We start from the raw sequence: 19,408 nt of genomic DNA, 5'->3' as shown, positions 1-19,408 counted from the left end.
AAGCGGCATTTTTCCGTCGCTCTTTGCTTGCAACATCGGCGCAGTTCGCCAATGGGGTCTTTATGCTGGACCGCACGGACATATCGCCCGCCCCGACGCCGACTTCGCATTTCTTCACGTCGTTGCGGACCCGGTTGCATTATCTCGACTGGGGCAATCCATCCGCGCCCACGCTGATCCTGGTGCATGGCGGGTTCGACCATGCGCGCAGCTGGGACTGGACGGCGCGCGCGCTCTCGCGCGACTATCATGTCATCACGCCGGATCTGCGGGGCCATGGCGACAGCGGATGGTCGCCGGACGGTTCGTACATGATGGGCAATTTCATCTACGACCTCGCGCAATTGGTGGACCTTCTCGATCGGCCGCCGGTCACGATCGTCGGGCATTCGCTGGGCGGCGCCATCAGCCTGCGCTATGCCGGCCTCTTCCCCGACAAACTGCGCAAGCTGGTCGCGATCGAAGGGCTGGGCCTGTCGCCGGGCCGGTTGCAGGAAAAGGCGGAGCAGCCCGCCCCCGACGTCTGGCGCGCCTGGATCGACGGGCGCCGCGCGCGCGCCCGCACGATGCCGCGTCGTTACCCCACCATAGAAGCCGCGATCGGGCGCATGCGCGAACGCAACGAGCATCTGACGGTGGAGCAGGCACTCCATCTGACCAGCCATGGCGTCAACCGGAACGAGGATGGCAGCTATAGCTGGAAATTCGATCCTTATCTCAAAGGATTGGCGCCGCAGGCAGGCGCGGATGATGAACTGCCCGCTTTCTGGCAGCGCATCACCTGCCCCACTTTGCTGTGCCTGGGCAGCGACAGTTGGGCGTCCAACCCGGAAAAGGACGGGCGCATTCAGCATTTCGCCGACGCCCGGCTGGTCGAGTTCGCCGACGCCGGCCATTGGCTGCACCATGACCAGTTCGATCGTTTCATCGGCGAACTGCGCAGCTTCCTAAAGGGTGAAGCCGGCGATAGCCCCACGGTAGTCAGCCTTTAACCCGGCGATGAAATCGGCGGTCGGCTGCACCTTGTCGACCGCGCCGATACCCTGACCGCAACCCCAGACGTCGCGCCACGCCTTCTTGTCGCCGCCAGTCATCGCGGCGAAATCCATGTCCTTCGCCTTGGGCAGGGCGTCGGGGTCCAGCCCCGACGCGACGATGCTGGGGCGCAGATAATTGCCGTTCACCCCGGTGAAGACGTCGGAATAGACGATGTCGGCTGCATGGCTGTCCACGATCATCTGCTTGTAGGCGGGATCGGCATTCGCCTCTGTCGTGGCGATGAAGGGGGAACCCATATAGCCAAGGTCGGCGCCCATCATCCGCGCCGCCGCGATGGCACGGCCGGTGGCGATGGAGCCGGACAGGGCCAGCGGCCCGTCGAACCATTGGCGAATTTCCTGGATCAGCGCGAAGGGCGACAGGGTGCCGGCATGACCACCCGCCCCGGCCGCCACCGCGATCAATCCGTCCGCGCCCTTTTCGATCGCCTTGCGGGCGAAGCGGTTGTCGATCACGTCGTGCAGGACGATGCCGCCGTAGCTGTGGATCGCCTGATTCACATCCTCACGCGCGCCCAAGGAGGTGATGACGATCGGCACCTTATACTGCACGCAGAGCGCCAGATCCTCCTCCAGCCGGGCATTGGTGCGATGGACGATCAGGTTGACGGCGAAGGGCGCGTCGGCGTCCGTCAGTTCGGCCTGCAACTGCTGCAACCACGCCTCGAACAGGCCGGACGGCCGCGCGTTGAGCGAGGGGAAGGCACCGACGATACCGGCGCGGCATTGCGCCATGACGAGCGCGGGCTGCGAGATGATGAACATCGGCGATCCGATCAGCGGCAGCGCCAGGCGCCCCTCCAGCAATGTCGGCAGGGTCATGAACCAATGTCTCCTCTCTTCTAGAGCATCATCCGATGAGATTGAATCGGATGATGCTCTAATTTGCTTTGTTTACCGCATTCTGCGAGCCGTCGGCTGTTCCAGCCGACTTCAGAATGCTCTATCTTCCCCGGCGCTAACACCGGTCGCGCCGGGGAAAAAGGCCAAAATCTACTGTATTGATGTATTAATACAGCAATGCTAAAATCCCCTTATGCGAACAGGCTGAGGAGCCGGACGATGTATAGCGAAAGCGATTTACAGGATGCCGTAGCGGCGGGTGCCATCCGCCCCGAAGTGGCGCAGGCATTGCGCGATCATGTGGCGGGGCTGCGCGCCACGCCGCTGGTCGATGAAGAACATTTCCGGCTGCTGACCGGCTTCAACGATATCTTCGTGTCGATCGCCAGCGTCATCCTGTTGCTGGCGGTCGGCTGGCTGGGCAATGCCGTGCGATTCGGGGCGCCGGAGCATCAGCCTGTCTTCATGTCCGGCCTGCTGGTCGCGGCCGTCAGTTGGGGCCTGGCCGAATATTTCACCCGGACACGGCGCATGGCGCTGCCCTCCATCCTGCTGCTGATCGCCTTCGTCGGCGGGGCCGCCTTTGCCGTCGGCGCGATCGGCATTCAGATGTTTCCGCGCGCGGGCGACAGCCTCGGCTCGTTGATCCTGTGCCTCGCGGCGGCAGCGGGCGCGCTGGCCGCATGGCTGCACTGGCGCCGTTTCATGGTGCCGATCACCGTGGCGGTCGGCGCTGCAGCCGCGGCCGGCGTGGGCGTGACGCTGATATTGGCGGCGGCGCCCGGCAACGGCACCCTGCCCTTTCTGCTGTTGCTGGCGGCCGGCATCGCCATCTTCGCGCTCGCCATGTGGTGGGACATGAGCGACCGGGCACGCACCACGCGCCGGTCCGACGTCGCTTTCTGGCTGCATCTGGCCGCTGCGCCGATGATCGCCCATTCGCTCTTCCATCTGCTGGGCGTGCTGGATAGCGATCAGATCAGCGTCGGCCGCGCCGTGCTGGTGGTCGCGCTCTATGTCGCCTTCGGCCTCGTCGCACTGGCGATCGACCGGCGGGCGCTGCTGGTGTCCAGCCTCGCCTATGTGCTCTTCGCCCTCTACGCCCTGTTCCGGCAGGCCGGCGCGGTCGAATTGTCCTGGGCGCTGACGGCGCTGGTGATCGGATCGGCACTGCTGCTGCTCTCGGCCCTGTGGCACCATGCCCGCGCCTGGATCGTCCATGGCCTGCCGGATTCGGTGACGCAGCGCCTGCCCTATCTGGACCGGGCGGCGGTTTAAGAGGGCGTACAGGGTCACGGTAAAGTCACCATCGGGTCAGGCCAGCGAAGTTCACACCGTCGCTGGCCTGTTGTTTTGGGCCTTTTGCGCCGGTCATGCGACGCCAAAGCAGCGGCGACGCGCCACCCATGCGCCGTCAGAGCGCCACTTCGATCATGGATGCGCGCCTGTCGGATCACGCCGACGCGCCACCGACGCGCCGTGCGGGTCATCATGGAGGGGCGTGAAAGACGGATGTGAAGCGCGCTCATCCGACAGGATAGATCAAAGATTATCCTACATTGGAAGGATGATGTGGGACACCCTTCTCCCCAAGAGGGAGAAGGATACGAAGCCTTACCGCGTAGCGGTTACGCAGAGTTGGATGAGGGGGATGGCGCGAGGTCAGATGGCTCTTGTGAGGCTGTCCCCCTCACCCAGCTTCGACTAGGCAGCAAGCTGCCAAGTCTGCGCAGCCCTCTCCCTCAAGGGAGAGGGGTAAGCAGATGGCTGCTCCCGACCAGATGCGGACTGTTCCCCCTCCCGTTTACGGGAGGGGGGATGGCAAGAAACCACCCTTCCCCGCCACTCAATCCTCGACGATCCGCAGCAGTTTGCGTTCGACCGGCGCCAGTACGCCCTGCAATTCCTGGCCGCGCTTCAATATCTGGCCGCCTTCGCCGACCAGCGTCCACATGCCCTGTCGGTTACGCAGGGCCGGTCGTTTTTCGATGCGATATTCGGGGCGTTCGGCGGCGCGGCGGAAGGCGCTGAAGATCGCGGCTTCGCGGCCCATGTCCATCGCATAGTCGCGCCAGTGGCCGGCCGACACCATGCGGCCGTACAGGTCCATGATCCGTTGCAATTCCAGCCGGTCGAACCCGACCTGGCTGGCCGCCCCATGCTGTGGAAACGGCGTCACATTCGTCATCAGGCCCGGTCACGCTCCCTGAACAGCCGCACGTCGCTGCTCCCATCCTGTCTCTCGGCCATCAGTTCGGCAAGCCTCTTTTGCAACTGCTCGACTTCGCACTGGAGCAGTTCCAGCTTCTGCTTTTCCGGGTCGAAACAATCGGTGCAGGGCGTGCCATAAGGCATGAAGTCGCGCTGATAGGCGGTGACGTCCACCAGCATCGCGCGGGCGGGGATGCCCACCATGGTCGCGGCTTCGGCCACATCCTTGGTCACCACCGCATTGGCGCCGACCCGCGCACGGGCGCCGACCTGAATCGGGCCGAGCACCTGCGCGCCGGAACCCACGATCACGCCGTCATGCAGGGTCGGATGACGTTTGCCGGCGATGCCGTTGGCCGGATCGGTGCCGCCCAGCGTGACATTCTGATACAAGGTGACGTCGTCGCCGATCTCCGCCGTCTCGCCGATCACGGTGAAGCCATGGTCGATGAAGAAGCGCTTGCCGATCTTTGCGCCCGGATGAATGTCGTTGCCGGTCAGGAAGCGCGACAGATGATTGACCGCACGGGCGAGGAAGAAGAGGTCGGCGCGGTAGAGGCGATGCGCCACGCGATGGAAGGCCAGCGACCAGACGCCGGGATAGAGCAGGATTTCGGCACGGGACCGGGGCGCGGGATCGCGGCTCTTGACCGAATCCAGATAGGCAATGAGGTTGCGCACCATCGAACGTCCCTGATCGTTTCAACCGTTGTTATGAGCAACGCATATAAGGGAATGAGCCGGTCTTTTCCAGATGGCGACATCGCGCCCGCTTTTTAGCAATAAATAGAAACTTGCTTGGCCGTTCAGGATATTCCAATCATGAGAGTAGACAATTAGACATGACGACATGAAGGGTAGCGGATGATCGACACATTGGTCGCCAATTTCGGCGACATCTGGCCCTTCATCCTGGTCGGGTTCGGCGCACAGGTGATCGATGGCGCGCTGGGCATGGCCTATGGCGTCATTTCCAGCACGTTGTTGCTGACATTGGGCGTGCCGCCCAGCCGCGCGTCGGCCAGCGTCCATGTCGCGGAAACCTTCACCACCGGCGTGTCGGCGATCAGCCATATCCTGCACCGCAATGTCGACTGGAAGCTGTTTTCCAAGCTGATCATTCCCGGCGTCATCGGCGGCGTGACCGGCGCCTATGTGTTGTCGAACATCGACGGCGCGGTGGTGAAGCCGCTGGTGCAAATCTATCTGGCGTCGATCGGCCTCTACCTCATCTGGCGCGGATTCCACCTGCCGCCCAAGCCGCGCGATCCCAAATGGGTGACGCCGCTGGGGCTGGTCGGCGGCTTCATGGATGCGTCGGGCGGTGGCGGCTGGGGGCCGGTGGTGACGTCCAACCTGCTGCTACAAGGGTCCAGCCCGCGCCACACGATCGGCACGGTCAATACGGTCGAATTCATCCTGACCACCGCGATCAGCCTGACCTTCCTGCTGCATCTGGGCTGGGAAGCCTTTACCACCTATACGCTGGGCCTGCTGATCGGCGGCGTGGTGGCCGCGCCCTTCGGCGCGATGCTGGCGCGCCGTGTCGCACCGCGCACATTATTTTCGGCGGTGGGCGTGGTGTTGACGCTGACGTCGATATTCGGCGTGGTTAAATGGCTTGGACTTATCGGCTGAGTCTCTTATATTCGGCTTTCTGATCGAGGAAGCCGATAAATGTCCAGTTACCTGCCCACGTTGAAACAGCTGCAATATCTGGTTGCGCTGAAGGAACAGGGCCATTTCGGCAAGGCGGCGGACAGTTGTTTCGTCACCCAGTCGACCCTGTCGGCGGGCATCCGCGAACTGGAATCGCTGATCGGCGTGACTTTGGTGGAGCGGACGCGGCGGGTGGTGCGCTTCACGGCGCTGGGCGACCGGATCGTGGAGAAGGCGCATCGCGTCCTGCGCGAGGCGGAGGAACTGGCGGCGATCGCGCAGGCGTCGGGCAAGCCGCTGAGCGGGGAACTGCGCATGAGCGTGATCCCGACCATCGCCCCCTTCCTGTTGCCGCGCCTGCTACCTCGGTTGCGGAGCGATCGGCCCGAACTCAAACTCTATCTGCGCGAGGAAACGAGCCAAGCGGCGATCGAATCGCTGCGCCATGGCAATGTCGATTGCGTGCTGCTGGCCCTCCCCTTCCCCATGGGCGACATGGAGAGCGAAATCCTGTTTCAGGACCGGCTCTATGTCGCCTTCCCCAAGGACGAGCCGACCAATCCGCCCGAATGGATCGACCCGGACATGATCGATGAGAGCAAGCTGCTGCTGCTGGAGGACGGGCATTGCCTGAAGGACCATGCGCTGGCCGCATGCAACCGGCCCGACCTGCGCGCCAGCACGACGATGATGGGCACGTCGCTGCACACGCTGATCCAGATGGTCGACAATGGGCTGGGCGTGACGATGATCCCGGAAATGGCGATCGCCAGCGGGATATTGGAGCATACGAACATCACCGCGCGGCCCGTGGATTCGGCACGGTCGTCGCGCGATATCGCGCTGGTGTGGCGGCGTAACAGTCCGCGCGAGAAGGAATTTCACCTGCTCGCGGGGATTTTGCGCGACGCGGCGGTGACCAATTGCCGGTTGCCCGAGGCGGCCTAAGCCGTCCAACCCTTCGCTTTCGCCTCATCCTCCGCGCGGGCGGCGACCCATGCGGTGGCGCCGTCGGCGAAATGCTCCTTCTTCCAGAAGGGCGCGTCGGATTTCAGCCAGTCGATCAGGAAGGCGCAGCTTTCCAGCGCGGCGGTGCGGTGGCGGGACACGGTGCCGACGAAGACGATGCGCGCGCCCGGTTCCAGACGGCCGAAGCGGTGGATGATGTTGACGCCCAGCAGCGGCCAGCGGGCCAGCGCCTCGTCCACGATGCGGTCGACCTGCGCCGCCGTCATCGCCGGATAATGTTCCAGCTCCAGCGCGATCAGGCCGCCCTCGCCCCGCACGATGCCGGTAAAGCTGGCCACGCCGCCGCCGCCGAGCGCTTCCAGTGCGGCCAGTTCAGTAGCGACATCGAAATCGGCCGACTGGATCGCGACCCGCTTCATCCGCCGGTGACCGGGGGGAAGAGCGCGACTTCCTTGGCGTCACCGATCACGGTGTCGAGCGGCACGAAACGCTGGTCGATCGCGGCGCGCAACTTGGCGGGATCACTCAAAACTTGCGCATAGCCGCCGCCGCGCGTGGCCAACTGCGCGATTAGGTCGGCGACTGTGACGCCCGGCGCCGGGCGTTCCACCCGCTCCTCGTCATGGCCGATGCTTTCGCGGACCCAAGCGAAATAGACGATGGTGATCACACCGTCAGTCCATATGCTTGATGCCGACGCGCAGATAATCCCAGCCGGTGATCAGCGTCAGGATCGCGGCGGCCCAGAGCGTGGCGATGCCGACCAGTTGCACGAAGGGGAAATGCGGGACGGCGCCGGCGAGAATCAATGCGCCCAGCGCGATGATCTGAAAGGTCGTCTTCCATTTGGCGAGGCGGGATACCGGGACCGACACCTGCAAGCCTGCCAGAAATTCGCGCAGGCCCGACACCGCGATCTCCCGCAGCAGGATGATCATCGCGGCAGCGATGTGGATGCCGGCGATATCGCGGGTCGCCGCCAGCATCAGAATGACCGCGCCGACCATGATCTTGTCCGCGATCGGATCGAGGAACACGCCCAGTTTCGATACGGTCCCCTGCGCACGCGCCAGATAGCCGTCGAAATAGTCGGTAATGCCCATCAGGCAATAGAGGCCGAAAGCCAGCGCATAGCCGGTGGTCCAGCGCGCGCCCAGCTCAGCTGGCCACAGGAGTGCCACCAGCAGCGGCACGGTGAAGATGCGCGAAAGCGTCAGCAAATTGGGCAGCGTCAGCATGGCCGCGAAGTGCCACAGTCCGGGTCGGGGCACAAGCCAGACTGTATCCCGTTCAACGCTATTGGACATGGACGTCGCCAGCGGCTAGACCCCGCCCCGGTCGCTAACGGGAAAGAAGACCCCCTTATCCATGCAAGCCTCTCTCAGGCTCTTGAACAAGCGCCGCTTTCTGCCGCTTTTCATCACTCAGCTGCTGGGTGCGTTCAACGACAATCTGTTCAAGAACGCGATGGTGCTGTTCGTCGTGTATCAGGTGTATAACGACGAACGGTCGGAAACCTGGTTCAGCGCGCTGGCCACCGGCGTCTTCATCCTGCCCTTTTTCCTGATGTCCGCGCTGTCGGGCCAGTTGGCCGACCAGCGCGACAAGGCCGTCATCATCCGATGGGTGAAGGCGGCGGAAATCGGGATCATGGTGGTGGGCGCGACGGGACTCGCGCTGATCTGGAGCGGGATCGCCATCCATACGCTGGCCATACCGCTGCTGCTGGCCGCGCTCTTCGCCATGGGCATCCACTCGACCTTCTTCGGCCCGATCAAATATGCGATCCTGCCCCAGCATCTGCATGACGACGAAGTGTTGGGCGGCACGGGACTGGTCGAGGCCGGCACCTATATCGCGATTCTGGCCGGCACGATTCTGGCCGGCATCATCCCGGTTCAGGTCGCCGCCGTCGGCATCATCATCACCGCGCTGATCGGCTATGTCGCCGGGCGCAAGGTGCCGCCGGCCCCGTCGCTGCTGGAAGCGCAGCCGATCGATTTCCACATCATCCGGTCCTCGGTCCGGCTGGTGCGCGGCACGATGCATATCCGCCGCCTGTTCCTGGCTATCATGTCGATCAGCCTGTTCTGGGCGGTAGGCTCCATCCTGTTCATCCAGTTTCCGCCGCTGGTGAAGAATGTGCTGACCGCCGACAAGCCGGTCGCCAGCCTGTTCCTCGCCATCTTCTCGATCGGCATCGCCATCGGTTCGATCGCGATCAATCGGCTGTTGCAGGGCCATGTATCGGCCAAATATGCCCCCGCCTCCGTCATTGGCATGGGCCTGTGCATCGTCGCCTTCCACATCGTGTGCGATCTGTGGACGCCGGCCGCCAATGGCCAGATGCTGTCGCTGACGGGCTTCCTGTCCCATCCGCTCGCCATTCCGCTGTCCTTCTGCCTGCTGGGCGTCGCGACGTTCGGCGGCATGTTCGTGGTGCCGCTCTACGCCTTCCTGACCACCACGGTCGAAAAATGCGAAGCGGCGCGCACCGTGGCGGCGAACAATATCGTCAATTCGGGCGCGATGGTGATCGGATCGCTCTGCGCCATTGGCCTCAGCATCGCGGGCGTATCGGTGGTGATGCAGTTGCTGCTGGTCGCGATATTGACGCTGCCCTGCGCGGCCATGGCCTGGGCGCTGCACAAGGCCTGTGACGGGCCCTTATGCCATTGACCGAGCGCCCGGTCCGCTATTCAGAAAATGAAGCTGTAGAAGGCCGTGAAAAAGGCCACGAAGCTCAGGCCGAACAGCTTCCAGTCGCTGTCGTCATTGCTGAGGCGCCTGGCGCGCGCGGAGCCTTTTTCGGCCACGCGCAGCACATGGGCCGGCAGCCGCTGGCGAAAAGGATGGCGGGCCGATTCGGTGGTGAGGACGAGAGGTCGGTTTCGCATGACCGCGGGTTAACGAAATATTTACCATTAAGGCCAGTGCATTTTGTGGTTAAAATCGGCCTGTCCCGGTGCGGGACAGACTTGACTGTATGATGTGAATAATACAGCATGAACGAAGAGATGAACGAGTCCCACCCTGTCGATGCCCCCGCCGCGTCGGAACGCCCCTTTGGCGCCGGCCCGCCCAGCGCTTTCGCGCGTCCAACGCCCTGGCGCCGACGGGTGCAGATTGCCGGATGGGTGGCGGCGGCCGGCCTGGCCGTGCTGATGATCATCATCGCCTGGCTGGCGGTCACGGCGCCGCTATCGCGATCGCTCAAGCCCATCGCTCCGCCCGCGATCAGCCTGATGTCGGCGGACGGCCATCTGATCGCCCGACGCGGCGCGGTGATCGACAAGCCGGTGACGGTCGCCGAATTGCCCGCGCATGTGCCGCAAGCGTTCATGGCGATCGAGGACAGGCGCTTCCAGAGCCATTGGGGCGTCGACCCGCGCGGCATCGCGCGCGCCATGTGGCATAATATCTGGTCGGATGGATCGTCGCAGGGCGGCAGCACCATCACGCAGCAGCTGGCGAAGGGCGTGTTCCTTTCCAGCGACCGGACCTTCGGCCGCAAGGCGCGCGAGGCGCTGATCGCGATGTGGCTGGAAGCCTGGCTGACCAAGGACCAGATCATGGAGAGATATCTTTCCAACGTCTATTTCGGCGACAATGTGTACGGGCTACGCGCCGCGGCGCTGCATTATTTCAACCGGTCGCCCGACCGGCTGACCATTCCGCAAGCGGCGATGCTGGCGGGGCTGTTGAAGGCGCCGTCGCGGCTTGCCCCCACGTCCAACCTGAAGGGCGCGCGCACCCGCGCCGCGCTGGTGACGCAGGCGATGGTCGATGCCGGCTATATCAGCCAGGCGGAACGCAATGCCCTGGCCCCGGTGCGGCTCAACGTGCATGACGATCCCGATCCGACCAGCGGCACCTATTTCGCCGACTGGGTGCTGCCGCAGGCGCGCGACCGGGCCGGCGCCGTCTATGGCGAGCAGGAGGTGGCGACCACGCTCGACTGGCGTATCCAGCGGCTTGCCGAAGCGGCGATCCGTCGCGCACCGCTGGGCGGCGCACAGGCGGCTTTGGTGGCGATGAAGCCCGATGGCAGCGTCGTCGCCATGGTCGGCGGCAAGAATTACGAGAAGAGCAGCTTCAACCGCGCGGTGCAGGCCAAGCGTCAGCCTGGGTCTACCTTCAAGCTGTTCGTCTATCTCGCCGCGTTCCGTGCGGGCATGACGCCGGACGACATGATCGACGATACGCCGATCACCACCGGCACATACCGCCCGGCCAATCATAGCGGCAAATATCGCGGGCGCATCACCCTGCGCCAGGCTTTTGCCGCGTCCAGCAATGTCGCGGCGGTGCGGCTGACGCAGAAGGTCGGCGTCGACAATGTCATCAAGGTCGCCCGCGACCTGGGCGTCACCGCGCCGCTGACCGAGGATCTGAGCCTGGCGCTCGGTACGTCGGAAATTCCGCTGGTGGAGCTGGTGGAGGCCTATGCCTCGGTCGCGGCGGGCGCCTATCCGGTGGTCGCCCATGGCCTGCCGCCCGAGGAGCAGGGCTGGTTCGAGAAATTGATGCAGCGCCAGCGCAAGTTCAGCGACGATCAGCTGGAAATGATCCGCGACCTGCTGTCGTCGGCCGCCAATCGCGGTACCGGCAGCGCGGCGGCGCTGCGCACCAGCACCTTTGGCAAGACCGGCACGACGCAGGACAGCCGCGATGCCATCTTCGTGGGCTATGCCGGCGGGCTGGTGACGGCGGTGTGGATCGGCAATGACGACAACGCCCCCCTGCCCGGCGGCGCGGCCGGTGGCGGCGTCCCCGCGCGCATCTGGCGCAATTTCATGAGCGGCGCGATCAACGAGCCGGTCGAGGATACGTCCGATGCCGAGCAAGACCCCGATCTGGTCAACGCCATCGCAAACGTGACGGTGGAAACCGGGATCGGCAATGTCGGGCTGGGCGTGGATGAAGGCGGGATGACGGTGAATATCGGCGGGGGGCAGATACGCCTGCCGGTGGATCAACCCGCTGCGCCACCAACCGCGCCACCACCCCGAATCGCGCCGACGCAGCCGGGCGAAGGCGAGTATGGCGGGCCGCAATAGGGGGCGGTGCGGCTGATTTGGGTGGTTAGTCCATACCGTCATCCCAGCGAAGGCTGGGATCTCAGGCAGACGCACGCTGCGTCAACGGATAGCGCAAGACGGCTGGCCTTCTCTACTACCGCCTGAGACCCCAGCCTTCGCTGGGGTGACGGCTATGGGACAGGTCAAAATGACCACCTGACGTCTGGCTTTTGTCGGAAGCGGCTAACCAAATCCTCCCCTAGAAGGCGAGGATTTGCAACAGCTTATGATCGTAGCCCGCCGCCTGATTCCCAAAAAGAAAAAGGCCCCCGCAACGCGGAGGCCCCTTCCCTGATATTCGCAATGGGCGAACCGATCACATATGGATCGGCTTGCCCCGAACGGCCATGGCCGCTTCCTTGATCGCTTCGCTGTGCGTCGGGTGCGCGTGGCAGGTATAGGCGATGTCTTCGCTCGACGCGCCGAATTCCATGGCCTGCGCCGCCTGCGCGATCATCGTGCCGGCAACGGTCGCGATGATCCATACGCCCAGCACCTTGTCGGTTTCGGCGTCGGCGATGATCTTCACGAAACCGTCTGGCTCGTGATTGGTCTTGGCGCGGCTGTTCGCCATCATCGGGAATTTGCCGACCTTGATCGCGCCCTTTTCCTTGGCCGCTTCTTCGGTCAGGCCCACGCCCGCGATTTCCGGTTTGGTGTAGACCACCGAGGGGATCACGTCATGGTTCACGATGCCGGTCAGGCCCGCGATATTCTCGGCCACGGCAATGCCTTCGTCCTCGGCCTTGTGCGCCAGCATCGGACCGGGGATGACGTCGCCGATCGCCCAGACGCCCGGAACCTTGGTCGCGAAGTCATGATCGGTTTCGATCTGGCTGCGCGCATTGAGTTCCAGACCGATCTTGTCGAGGCCAAGCCCTTCGGTATTGGGACGGCGACCGATCGACACGAGGACGACATCGGCCTCGATCTTTTCAGCATCGCCACCGGCAGCCGGTTCGACGGTCAGGGTCACGCCCTTCTTGCCGACTTCGGCGCCCGTGACCTTCGTGCCGAGCTTATAGTCGAAGCCCTGCTTCTTGAAGATCTTGTTGGCTTCCTTGCGGACTTCGCCGTCCATGCCGGGCAGGATCTGGTCGAGATATTCGACCACGGTGACCTTGGCGCCCAGGCGCTTCCACACGCTGCCCAATTCCAGACCGATGACGCCGCCGCCGACGACGACCAGATGGCCCGGCACCTTGTCCAGTTCCAGCGCGCCGGTCGAATCGACGATCTTGCCGCCTGCATTATCGACCGCCACGCCCGGAAGCGGCGCGACCGACGAACCGGTGGCGATGACGATATTCTTGGCCGTCACCTTTTCGCCGTTCACTTCGACGGTGTTGGCGCCGGTGAAGCTGGCCAGGCCCTTGAGCCAGGTCACCTTGTTCTTCTTGAACAGATATTCGATGCCGCCGGTCAGGCCCTTGATCGCGTCGACGCGCTGGCCCTGCATGGTGGGCAGGTCTAGGCTCATCTTGTCGATCTTGACGCCCAGCTTGGCGAGCGCGCCGTTGGCGGCCTCGTCATAGAGTTCCGACGCGTGCAGCAGCGCCTTGGACGGGATGCAGCCCACATTGAGGCAGGTGCCGCCCAGCGTTTCGCGGCTTTCGGCACAGGCGGTCTTGAGGCCAAGCTGCGCCGCGCGGATCGCGGCGACATAACCACCGGGCCCGGCGCCGATTACCAGGACGTCATAGTCGAAGTCACTCATTTCACGAATCTCCCACGCGACCCAGCTTGCTCAGATTACAGCCGGTGCCGCGACATTCCGCCAGACGGTCGGAAAGAAATTGGATACGGCCGCGCGTCGTGCTGAGCGCGCAGTCGATATTGACGGCGTTCGAATTGCCTTCGCTGCGATAGCATTGCTTGTCCCGCGCGGCGATCCAGCCACGCTGACCATCACGCAACACCTGCTTTTGGGCCGGGTTCAACAGCTTCATCAACGCCACGTAATTTTCGTTCAACTGGCGATCCAGGTCCATATAGACCTTGGCGAAGCAATAGACGTTGTCGAACCCGTTCCGAGGCGCATCGCAACTGGCGGCATAGGCGGAGACGGGCAACAGAAACGCAATCGCTACGGCAATTCCAAATTTTCTCATTCCGTCCTCCATCCTATGGCCGCCTTATGCCTGCTGACTTCTTACAGGTCGATCAGCAGACGGGTCGGATCCTCGATAGCGTTCTTCACCGCGACGAGGAAGGTCACCGCTTCGCGACCGTCGACCATGCGATGGTCGTAGCTGAGTGCCAGATACATCATCGGACGCGCCACGATCTGACCATTGCGGACGACCGGGCGTTCCTCGATGCGGTGCAGGCCCAGAACCGCCGACTGGGGCGGGTTGATGATCGGGCTGGACAGCAGCGAACCGAACACGCCGCCATTGGAGATGGTGAAGGTGCCGCCCTTCATATCTTCCATGGTCAGCTTGCCTTCCTTGGCCTTCTTGCCAAAGCCGCCGATGGTCTTTTCGATGTCCGCGACGCTCAGCGCCTCGGCATTGCGGATGACCGGAACGACGAGGCCGGTGGGCGCCGACACGGCGACCGAGATGTCGCAGAAATCATTATAGACGATTTCGTCGCCTTCGATCTGTGCGTTCACGCCCGGAATGTCGCGCAGCGCCATGCAGACGGCCTTCGTGAAGAAGCCCATGAAGCCCAGACGGACGCCATGCTTCTTTTCGAAGAGATCCTTATATTTGGCACGCGCTTCGATGATGTTGGTCATGTCGACGTCGTTATAGGTCGTCAGCAGCGCAGCGGTGTTCTGCGCTTCCTTCAGACGCTTGGCGACGGTCTGACGCAGGCGGGTCATCTTGACGCGTTCCTGCTTGCGGCTGGGGCCAGCGGCAGGCGCGTCGGCGGCAGGCGCAGCGGCAACGGCCCCTGCGGCAGCCTTGGCCGTGCCGGCGGCGGCAGCGGCGGTGACGTCGTCCTTGGTCAGACGGCCGTCCTTGCCGGTGCCCTTGATCTTGCTGGGGTCAAGGCCATGTTCCAGCACCAGACGGCGAACCGCCGGCGACAGGGTCAGGTTGCCGCCATCTTCGTCGTCCGAAGCGGCAGGGGCCGAGGCGGCCGGTGCCGGCGCAGCGGCTTCCGCCTTGGCGGCGGGTGCAGCAGCGGCAGGCGCAGGCGCGGCAGCGGCCGAACCGCCTTCGTTCACATAAGCCAGCAGCGCGCCGACTTCGACGGTGTCGCCTTCCTTGGCGATGATGTCGCCCATGACACCGGCGACGGTCGAAGGCACGTCGACCGCGACCTTGTCGGTTTCGAGGGAAACGATGGGCTCGTCGACCTTGACGGCTTCACCGGGCTTTTTGAGCCACTGGCCCACGGTTGCTTCGGTAACGGATTCGCCCAGAGTTGGGACTTTGACTTCGGTAGCCATGAGCTTGATCAGCCTTTCTTCTGGCGACGGATTTCTTCACGGACGCTGTGACCCAGCGCATCGGCGACGAGGGCACCCTGTTCGGACACATGGCGCGACGCCAGGCCCGTGGCGGGCGAAGCGGACGCCTTGCGACCGGCATAGCGGGCGCGCATCGGCGCCTTGCCGGCGTTAGCCAGCGCTTCCTCGATATAGGGTTCAACGAAGAACCATGCGCCGTTGTTGCGCGGTTCTTCCTGACACCAGACGACCTCTTCCAAATTGGTCATGCGCTCGATGCGCTTGGCCAGGGCTTCGGTCGCGAACGGGTAGATTTGTTCGATACGAACGATCTGCACGTCGCTGTCGCCGGCGGCGTCACGGGCGTCCATCAGGTCGTAGAACACCTTGCCCGAACACAGGATCAGGCGCTTGGTATCCTTGTCGGCCGACCCGTTGGGGTCCGACAGGATGCGCTTGAAGTGCGTCTGGCCCAGGAAATCCTCGGCCTTGCTGACCGCGCCCTTGTGACGCAGCAGCGACTTGGGCGCCATGATGATGAGCGGCTTGCGGAAGGGCCGCAGCATCTGACGACGCAGCGCGTGGAAGTAGTTGGCCGGGGTCGTGATGTTCGCGACCTGGATATTGCCTTCGGCGCAAAGCTGAAGGAAGCGTTCCAGACGCGCCGAGCTATGCTCCGGACCCTGCCCTTCATAGCCGTGCGGCAACAGGCAGACGAGCCCGTTGGAACGCAGCCACTTGGTTTCCGACGAAGCGATATACTGGTCGAAGATGATCTGCGCACCATTGGCGAAGTCGCCGAACTGCGCTTCCCAGATCACCAGAGCCTTCGGATCGGCCAGAGCATAGCCATATTCGAAGCCGAGCACGCCATATTCGGACAGCGGGCTATCCAGCACCTCGAACCGGCCATGCGGCACGGTCGACAGCGGGATATATTTGTTTTCGCTGTCCTGATCGGTCCAGACCGCATGACGCTGGCTGAAGGTACCGCGTCCGGAGTCCTGACCCGACAGGCGCACGCCATAGCCTTCCGACAGCAGCGAGCCGAAGGCCAGAGCCTCACCGGTCGCCCAGTCAAAATTCTCGCCGGACTTGAACATTTCCGCCTTGGCAGCGAGCACGCGCGTCAGCGTCTTGTGGACGTTGAGCCCTTCCGGAACGGTCGTCAGCGTCTTGCCCAGGCCGTCGAACAGCTTGTTGCTGATCGCGGATTCGACGCTCTGGCGCGAGGTTTCCGCGTCAGCCGGCTTGTGCAGGCCCGACCAGCGACCGGCGAACCAGTCCGCCTTGTTGGACTTGTAGCTCTTGGACGCTTCGAACTCGTCTTCCAGATGATTGACGAAATCGCCCGTCACCTTGTTGACATAGTCGTCGTCGACCACGCCTTCATTCTTCAGCCGCGCCGAATAAACGTCGCTGACCGGCGGATGCTGGCGGATTTCCTTGTACATCAACGGCTGGGTGAAGCCCGGCTCGTCGCCTTCATTATGGCCGAAGCGGCGATAGCACCACATATCGACCACGACGTCGCGATGGAAGGCCTGACGATATTCCATCGCCAGCTTCGTCGCGAAGGTCACGGCTTCGGGATCGTCGCCATTGACGTGCAGGATCGGCGCCTGAACACCCTTCGCCACGTCCGACGGATAGGGCGAGCCGCGCGAGAATTGCGGGCTGGTGGTGAAGCCGATCTGGTTGTTGATGATGAAGTGGACGCAACCGCCGGTATTGTAGCCGGGGACGCCGGAGAAGCCGAGGCATTCCCACACGATACCCTGGCCAGCGAAGGCCGCGTCGCCGTGGATCAGCACCGGCAGCACCTGATCGTGCTTGCCCAGATCGTCGCGGAACGTCTGCTGCGCGCGGACCTTGCCCAGCACCACCGGATCGACGGTTTCAAGGTGCGAAGGGTTGGGGACCAGCGACATGTGGACCTTCACGCCGTCAAATTCACGGTCGGTCGAGGTGCCCAGATGATATTTCACGTCGCCCGAACCGCCGACATCTTCGGGGTTGGCGGTGCCGCCCGAAAATTCGTGGAAGATGACGCGGAAGCCCTTGGCCATCACATTGGCCAGGACGTTCAAGCGGCCGCGATGGGCCATGCCGAACACGATCTCGCGCACGCCCGAAGAGCCACCATATTTGATGACCGCTTCCAGCGCGGGGATCATGGATTCGCCGCCGTCCAGACCGAAGCGCTTGGTGCCGACATATTTGCGGCCCAAGAACTTCTCATATTGTTCGCCCTGGATGACCTTGGCCAGGATCGCCTTCTTGCCCTCGGGCGTGAAGATGATTTCCTTGTCCTTGCCTTCCAGACGGTCCTGAAGGAATTTGCGCTCCGCCACGTCGGCGATGTGCATATATTCCAGGCCGACATTGCCGCAATAATTGGCGCGCAGGATCGACACGATCTCTGCCACGGTCGCATATTGCACGCCCAGCGTGCCGCCCAGATAGACCTTCTTGGCGGGATCGGTCAGGCCGTGATATTCCGGCGTCAGATCGGCCGGCAGGTCACGCTTGGTCAGACCCAGCGGATCGAGATTGGCGGCCAGATGCCCGCGCACCCGATAGGTGCGGATCAGCAACTGCGCGCGGATGGCGTCGTCGGCGGCGGCAACGGCGTCGGTATCCGACACGGCCTTGCCCGCAGCCTTGGCGGCGGCCTTCACGGCAACCTGCATCTGCGTGGGGTCCATCGCCCCGGTCAGATCGTCAGTCTCGCTCAGCGGCCAATTGTCGCGCGCCCAGCTTGGGCCTCGCTCTGTCTCGAATTCCTGGTTCTCGTAACCCATTACCCTAATCCCATCCCAGCCGCGTGCAGTCGCGGAGCGGGAAAATAGCGGCCGGGGTGCAGCCCGGCCGCGTCATATATAGGGGCTGATTAGCCCTTCAGCACTTCGACCAGCGTCGAACCCAGCTCGGACGGGCTGGCAGCAACCTTGATGCCGGCCGCTTCCATCGCCGCGATCTTGCTTTCCGCGTCGCCCTTGCCGCCCGACACGATCGCGCCGGCATGGCCCATGCGACGGCCCGGAGGCGCCGTGCGACCGGCGATGAAGCCGGCCATCGGCTTCTTGCGGCCACGCTTGGCTTCGTCGATCAGGAACTGGGCAGCCTGTTCTTCCGCGTCGCCGCCGATTTCACCGATCATGATGATCGATTCGGTCGCGTCGTCGGCCAGGAACAGCTCCAGCACGTCGATGAAGTTGGTGCCGTTGACCGGATCACCGCCGATGCCGACGGCCGTGGTCTGGCCCAGGCCGGCGTTGGTGGTCTGGAACACGGCTTCATAGGTCAGGGTGCCGGAACGCGACACGACGCCGACCGAACCCTTGGAGAAGATGGAGCCGGGCATGATGCCGATCTTGCATTCGCCAGGCGTCAGGACGCCGGGGCAGTTCGGGCCGATCAGGCGCGACTTGCTGCCAGACAGAGCGCGCTTCACGCGGACCATGTCCAGAACCGGGATGCCTTCGGTGATGGCGACGATCAGTGGGATTTCCGCGTCGATCGCTTCCAGGATCGAATCGGCCGCGAATGGCGGCGGCACGTAGATGACCGAGGCGTCGGCGCCGGTCTTGCTCTTGGCTTCGGCGACGGTGTCGAAGATCGGCAGGCCGATATGGCTGGAACCGCCCTTGCCCGGCGTCACGCCGCCGACCATCTGGCTGCCATAAGCCAGCGCCTGTTCGGTGTGGAAGGTGCCGGTGGCACCGGTCATCCCTTGCGTGATGACCTTGGTATTCTTGTTAATGAGGATCGACATGTGTTTTCCGGTCCTTTGCGTTCCCCGGCGAAGGCCGGGGTCCAGTTCCTACATCAGCGACAGATAGAGATCGTTCCAGTCCGGATTGATCGCTTCGATTTCCCGAAGCTTCCATGCTCGTCGCCATTCTTTCATCTGCAATTCCCGACGCCTTGCTTCATCCAAGTTGTCGAAGGCCTGAAACCAGACCAGGAATTTGCAGTCATATTTTTTGGTGAAGCCCTCGATCAGACCATTGCGATGCTGATGGACGCGCTGCACCAAATTGCTGGTAACGCCGATATACAAGGTGCCGTTACGTTGGCTGGCCATGATATAGACGTACCCGGCTTTGTTCACTTACCCCTCCTGTTCCCCGGCGAAGGCCGGGGTCCAGTTCAGGTGTCGCAACTGGACCCCGGCCTTC

Annotated in this window: 20 protein-coding genes; 7 read left to right on the top strand and 13 right to left on the bottom strand. The window is 63.4% G+C overall.

Annotation, left to right across the window (positions count from 1 at the left end):
* Nucleotides 1-62: 62 nt before the first annotated feature.
* Entirely contained in the window at nt 63-992 is a 930-nt protein-coding gene (locus tag F4U94_RS15835) for an alpha/beta fold hydrolase (protein WP_120249477.1), read from the top strand.
* Here the strand turns inward: F4U94_RS15835 and F4U94_RS15830 are convergent.
* Nucleotides 948-1,880, bottom strand: a complete 933-nt coding sequence (locus tag F4U94_RS15830) for an NAD(P)H-dependent flavin oxidoreductase (protein WP_120249476.1) — start codon at nt 1,878-1,880, stop codon at nt 948-950. The genes F4U94_RS15835 and F4U94_RS15830 overlap by 45 nt on opposite strands.
* 240 nt (nt 1,881-2,120) lie before the next feature.
* Between F4U94_RS15830 and F4U94_RS15825 the strand changes: the two genes are divergently transcribed.
* Together F4U94_RS15825 and F4U94_RS25370 are read left to right on the top strand one after the other, a co-directional pair.
* Nucleotides 2,121-3,179, top strand: coding sequence for a hypothetical protein (locus F4U94_RS15825; RefSeq protein WP_120249475.1), 1,059 nt, complete (start codon nt 2,121-2,123; stop codon nt 3,177-3,179).
* Between the two features lie 95 nt (nt 3,180-3,274).
* Nucleotides 3,275-3,406 carry a hypothetical protein gene (locus F4U94_RS25370; RefSeq protein ID WP_282957473.1) on the top strand — a complete coding sequence of 44 codons (132 nt, stop codon included), beginning with the start codon at nt 3,275-3,277 and terminating at the stop codon, nt 3,404-3,406.
* Between the two features lie 341 nt (nt 3,407-3,747).
* Here F4U94_RS25370 and F4U94_RS15820 read toward each other — a convergent pair whose 3' ends face one another.
* Both F4U94_RS15820 and epsC read right to left on the bottom strand, forming a co-directional pair.
* A complete protein-coding gene (locus tag F4U94_RS15820; protein WP_120249474.1) occupies nt 3,748-4,089 on the bottom strand; it encodes a DUF2794 domain-containing protein in 342 nt (113 codons plus the stop codon).
* On the bottom strand, nt 4,089-4,796 hold the full coding sequence (gene epsC / locus F4U94_RS15815; RefSeq protein WP_120249473.1) for a serine O-acetyltransferase EpsC: 708 nt from the start codon (nt 4,794-4,796) through the stop codon (nt 4,089-4,091). Before epsC ends, F4U94_RS15820 begins: the two co-directional genes overlap by 1 nt.
* Before the next feature lie 180 nt (nt 4,797-4,976).
* Here epsC and F4U94_RS15810 point away from each other — a divergent pair, with 180 nt between their 5' ends.
* Together F4U94_RS15810 and F4U94_RS15805 are read left to right on the top strand one after the other, a co-directional pair.
* A complete protein-coding gene (locus F4U94_RS15810; RefSeq protein WP_120249472.1) occupies nt 4,977-5,750 on the top strand; it encodes a sulfite exporter TauE/SafE family protein in 774 nt (257 codons plus the stop codon).
* A gap of 39 nt (nt 5,751-5,789) precedes the next feature.
* Nucleotides 5,790-6,719, top strand: coding sequence for a hydrogen peroxide-inducible genes activator (locus F4U94_RS15805; protein WP_120249471.1), 930 nt, complete (start codon nt 5,790-5,792; stop codon nt 6,717-6,719).
* Here the strand turns inward: F4U94_RS15805 and F4U94_RS15800 are convergent.
* The 3 genes from F4U94_RS15800 to pgsA are packed head-to-tail and all read right to left on the bottom strand — an operon-like array spanning nt 6,716 to nt 7,978.
* On the bottom strand, nt 6,716-7,159 hold the full coding sequence (locus F4U94_RS15800) for a molybdenum cofactor biosynthesis protein MoaE (RefSeq protein ID WP_120249470.1): 444 nt from the start codon (nt 7,157-7,159) through the stop codon (nt 6,716-6,718). The genes F4U94_RS15805 and F4U94_RS15800 overlap by 4 nt on opposite strands.
* Nucleotides 7,156-7,410, bottom strand: a complete 255-nt coding sequence (moaD, locus tag F4U94_RS15795) for a molybdopterin converting factor subunit 1 (RefSeq protein ID WP_120249469.1) — start codon at nt 7,408-7,410, stop codon at nt 7,156-7,158. Before moaD ends, F4U94_RS15800 begins: the two co-directional genes overlap by 4 nt.
* Nucleotides 7,411-7,414: 4 nt before the next feature.
* Nucleotides 7,415-7,978, bottom strand: coding sequence for a CDP-diacylglycerol--glycerol-3-phosphate 3-phosphatidyltransferase (gene pgsA / locus F4U94_RS15790; RefSeq protein ID WP_120249468.1), 564 nt, complete (start codon nt 7,976-7,978; stop codon nt 7,415-7,417).
* A 130-nt stretch (nt 7,979-8,108) separates the two neighbouring features.
* Between pgsA and F4U94_RS15785 the strand changes: the two genes are divergently transcribed.
* On the top strand, nt 8,109-9,419 hold the full coding sequence (locus tag F4U94_RS15785; RefSeq protein WP_120249467.1) for an MFS transporter: 1,311 nt from the start codon (nt 8,109-8,111) through the stop codon (nt 9,417-9,419).
* A gap of 20 nt (nt 9,420-9,439) precedes the next feature.
* Here the strand turns inward: F4U94_RS15785 and F4U94_RS15780 are convergent, their stop codons facing one another.
* A complete protein-coding gene (locus tag F4U94_RS15780) occupies nt 9,440-9,637 on the bottom strand; it encodes a hypothetical protein (protein WP_120249466.1) in 198 nt (65 codons plus the stop codon).
* Between the two features lie 108 nt (nt 9,638-9,745).
* On the opposite strand from F4U94_RS15780, the gene F4U94_RS15775 reads away from it, so the two are divergent.
* The gene (locus F4U94_RS15775) at nt 9,746-11,800 is read left to right on the top strand and encodes a transglycosylase domain-containing protein (RefSeq protein ID WP_120249465.1); all 2,055 of its coding nucleotides are present in this window, start codon (nt 9,746-9,748) and stop codon (nt 11,798-11,800) included.
* A 337-nt stretch (nt 11,801-12,137) separates the two neighbouring features.
* Here the strand turns inward: F4U94_RS15775 and lpdA are convergent, their stop codons facing one another.
* From lpdA to F4U94_RS15745, 6 genes are all read right to left on the bottom strand, one after another.
* Nucleotides 12,138-13,538 (bottom strand): dihydrolipoyl dehydrogenase, encoded by a 1,401-nt coding sequence (gene lpdA, locus F4U94_RS15770; RefSeq protein ID WP_120249464.1) that lies wholly within the window; start codon nt 13,536-13,538, stop codon nt 12,138-12,140.
* 1 nt (nt 13,539) lies between these two features.
* Nucleotides 13,540-13,932, bottom strand: coding sequence for a lysozyme inhibitor LprI family protein (locus F4U94_RS15765; RefSeq protein WP_120249463.1), 393 nt, complete (start codon nt 13,930-13,932; stop codon nt 13,540-13,542).
* Nucleotides 13,933-13,973: 41 nt separating this feature from the next.
* Nucleotides 13,974-15,224: a 2-oxoglutarate dehydrogenase complex dihydrolipoyllysine-residue succinyltransferase gene (odhB, locus tag F4U94_RS15760; RefSeq protein ID WP_120249462.1), complete on the bottom strand. Its 1,251-nt coding sequence runs from the start codon at nt 15,222-15,224 to the stop codon at nt 13,974-13,976.
* 8 nt (nt 15,225-15,232) lie between these two features.
* The gene (locus F4U94_RS15755; RefSeq protein WP_120249461.1) at nt 15,233-18,028 is read right to left on the bottom strand and encodes a 2-oxoglutarate dehydrogenase E1 component; all 2,796 of its coding nucleotides are present in this window, start codon (nt 18,026-18,028) and stop codon (nt 15,233-15,235) included.
* Nucleotides 18,029-18,117: 89 nt separating this feature from the next.
* A complete protein-coding gene (sucD, locus tag F4U94_RS15750) occupies nt 18,118-19,002 on the bottom strand; it encodes a succinate--CoA ligase subunit alpha (RefSeq protein ID WP_093013212.1) in 885 nt (294 codons plus the stop codon).
* Nucleotides 19,003-19,050: 48 nt separating this feature from the next.
* Nucleotides 19,051-19,341: a GIY-YIG nuclease family protein gene (locus F4U94_RS15745; protein WP_120249460.1), complete on the bottom strand. Its 291-nt coding sequence runs from the start codon at nt 19,339-19,341 to the stop codon at nt 19,051-19,053.
* Nucleotides 19,342-19,408 lie beyond the last annotated feature (67 nt).

This window comes from Sphingobium limneticum (genome assembly GCF_008710155.1).
GTDB classification, from domain to species: domain Bacteria; phylum Pseudomonadota; class Alphaproteobacteria; order Sphingomonadales; family Sphingomonadaceae; genus Sphingobium; species Sphingobium limneticum.
This window is presented reverse-complemented; position numbering and strand designations above follow the sequence as displayed.

Coding starts and splice junctions, on each gene's coding strand:
- F4U94_RS15835 (WP_120249477.1), top strand. CDS start 63: ATGCTGGACCGCACGGACATATCGCCCGCCCCGACGCCGACTTCGCAT.
- F4U94_RS15830 (WP_120249476.1), bottom strand. CDS start 1,880: ATGACCCTGCCGACATTGCTGGAGGGGCGCCTGGCGCTGCCGCTGATC.
- F4U94_RS15825 (WP_120249475.1), top strand. CDS start 2,121: ATGTATAGCGAAAGCGATTTACAGGATGCCGTAGCGGCGGGTGCCATC.
- F4U94_RS25370 (WP_282957473.1), top strand. CDS start 3,275: ATGCGACGCCAAAGCAGCGGCGACGCGCCACCCATGCGCCGTCAGAGC.
- F4U94_RS15820 (WP_120249474.1), bottom strand. CDS start 4,089: ATGACGAATGTGACGCCGTTTCCACAGCATGGGGCGGCCAGCCAGGTC.
- epsC (WP_120249473.1), bottom strand. CDS start 4,796: ATGGTGCGCAACCTCATTGCCTATCTGGATTCGGTCAAGAGCCGCGAT.
- F4U94_RS15810 (WP_120249472.1), top strand. CDS start 4,977: ATGATCGACACATTGGTCGCCAATTTCGGCGACATCTGGCCCTTCATC.
- F4U94_RS15805 (WP_120249471.1), top strand. CDS start 5,790: ATGTCCAGTTACCTGCCCACGTTGAAACAGCTGCAATATCTGGTTGCG.
- F4U94_RS15800 (WP_120249470.1), bottom strand. CDS start 7,159: ATGAAGCGGGTCGCGATCCAGTCGGCCGATTTCGATGTCGCTACTGAA.
- pgsA (WP_120249468.1), bottom strand. CDS start 7,978: ATGCTGACGCTGCCCAATTTGCTGACGCTTTCGCGCATCTTCACCGTG.
- F4U94_RS15785 (WP_120249467.1), top strand. CDS start 8,109: ATGCAAGCCTCTCTCAGGCTCTTGAACAAGCGCCGCTTTCTGCCGCTT.
- F4U94_RS15780 (WP_120249466.1), bottom strand. CDS start 9,637: ATGCGAAACCGACCTCTCGTCCTCACCACCGAATCGGCCCGCCATCCT.
- F4U94_RS15775 (WP_120249465.1), top strand. CDS start 9,746: ATGAACGAAGAGATGAACGAGTCCCACCCTGTCGATGCCCCCGCCGCG.
- lpdA (WP_120249464.1), bottom strand. CDS start 13,538: ATGAGTGACTTCGACTATGACGTCCTGGTAATCGGCGCCGGGCCCGGT.
- F4U94_RS15765 (WP_120249463.1), bottom strand. CDS start 13,932: ATGAGAAAATTTGGAATTGCCGTAGCGATTGCGTTTCTGTTGCCCGTC.
- odhB (WP_120249462.1), bottom strand. CDS start 15,224: ATGGCTACCGAAGTCAAAGTCCCAACTCTGGGCGAATCCGTTACCGAA.
- F4U94_RS15755 (WP_120249461.1), bottom strand. CDS start 18,028: ATGGGTTACGAGAACCAGGAATTCGAGACAGAGCGAGGCCCAAGCTGG.
- sucD (WP_093013212.1), bottom strand. CDS start 19,002: ATGTCGATCCTCATTAACAAGAATACCAAGGTCATCACGCAAGGGATG.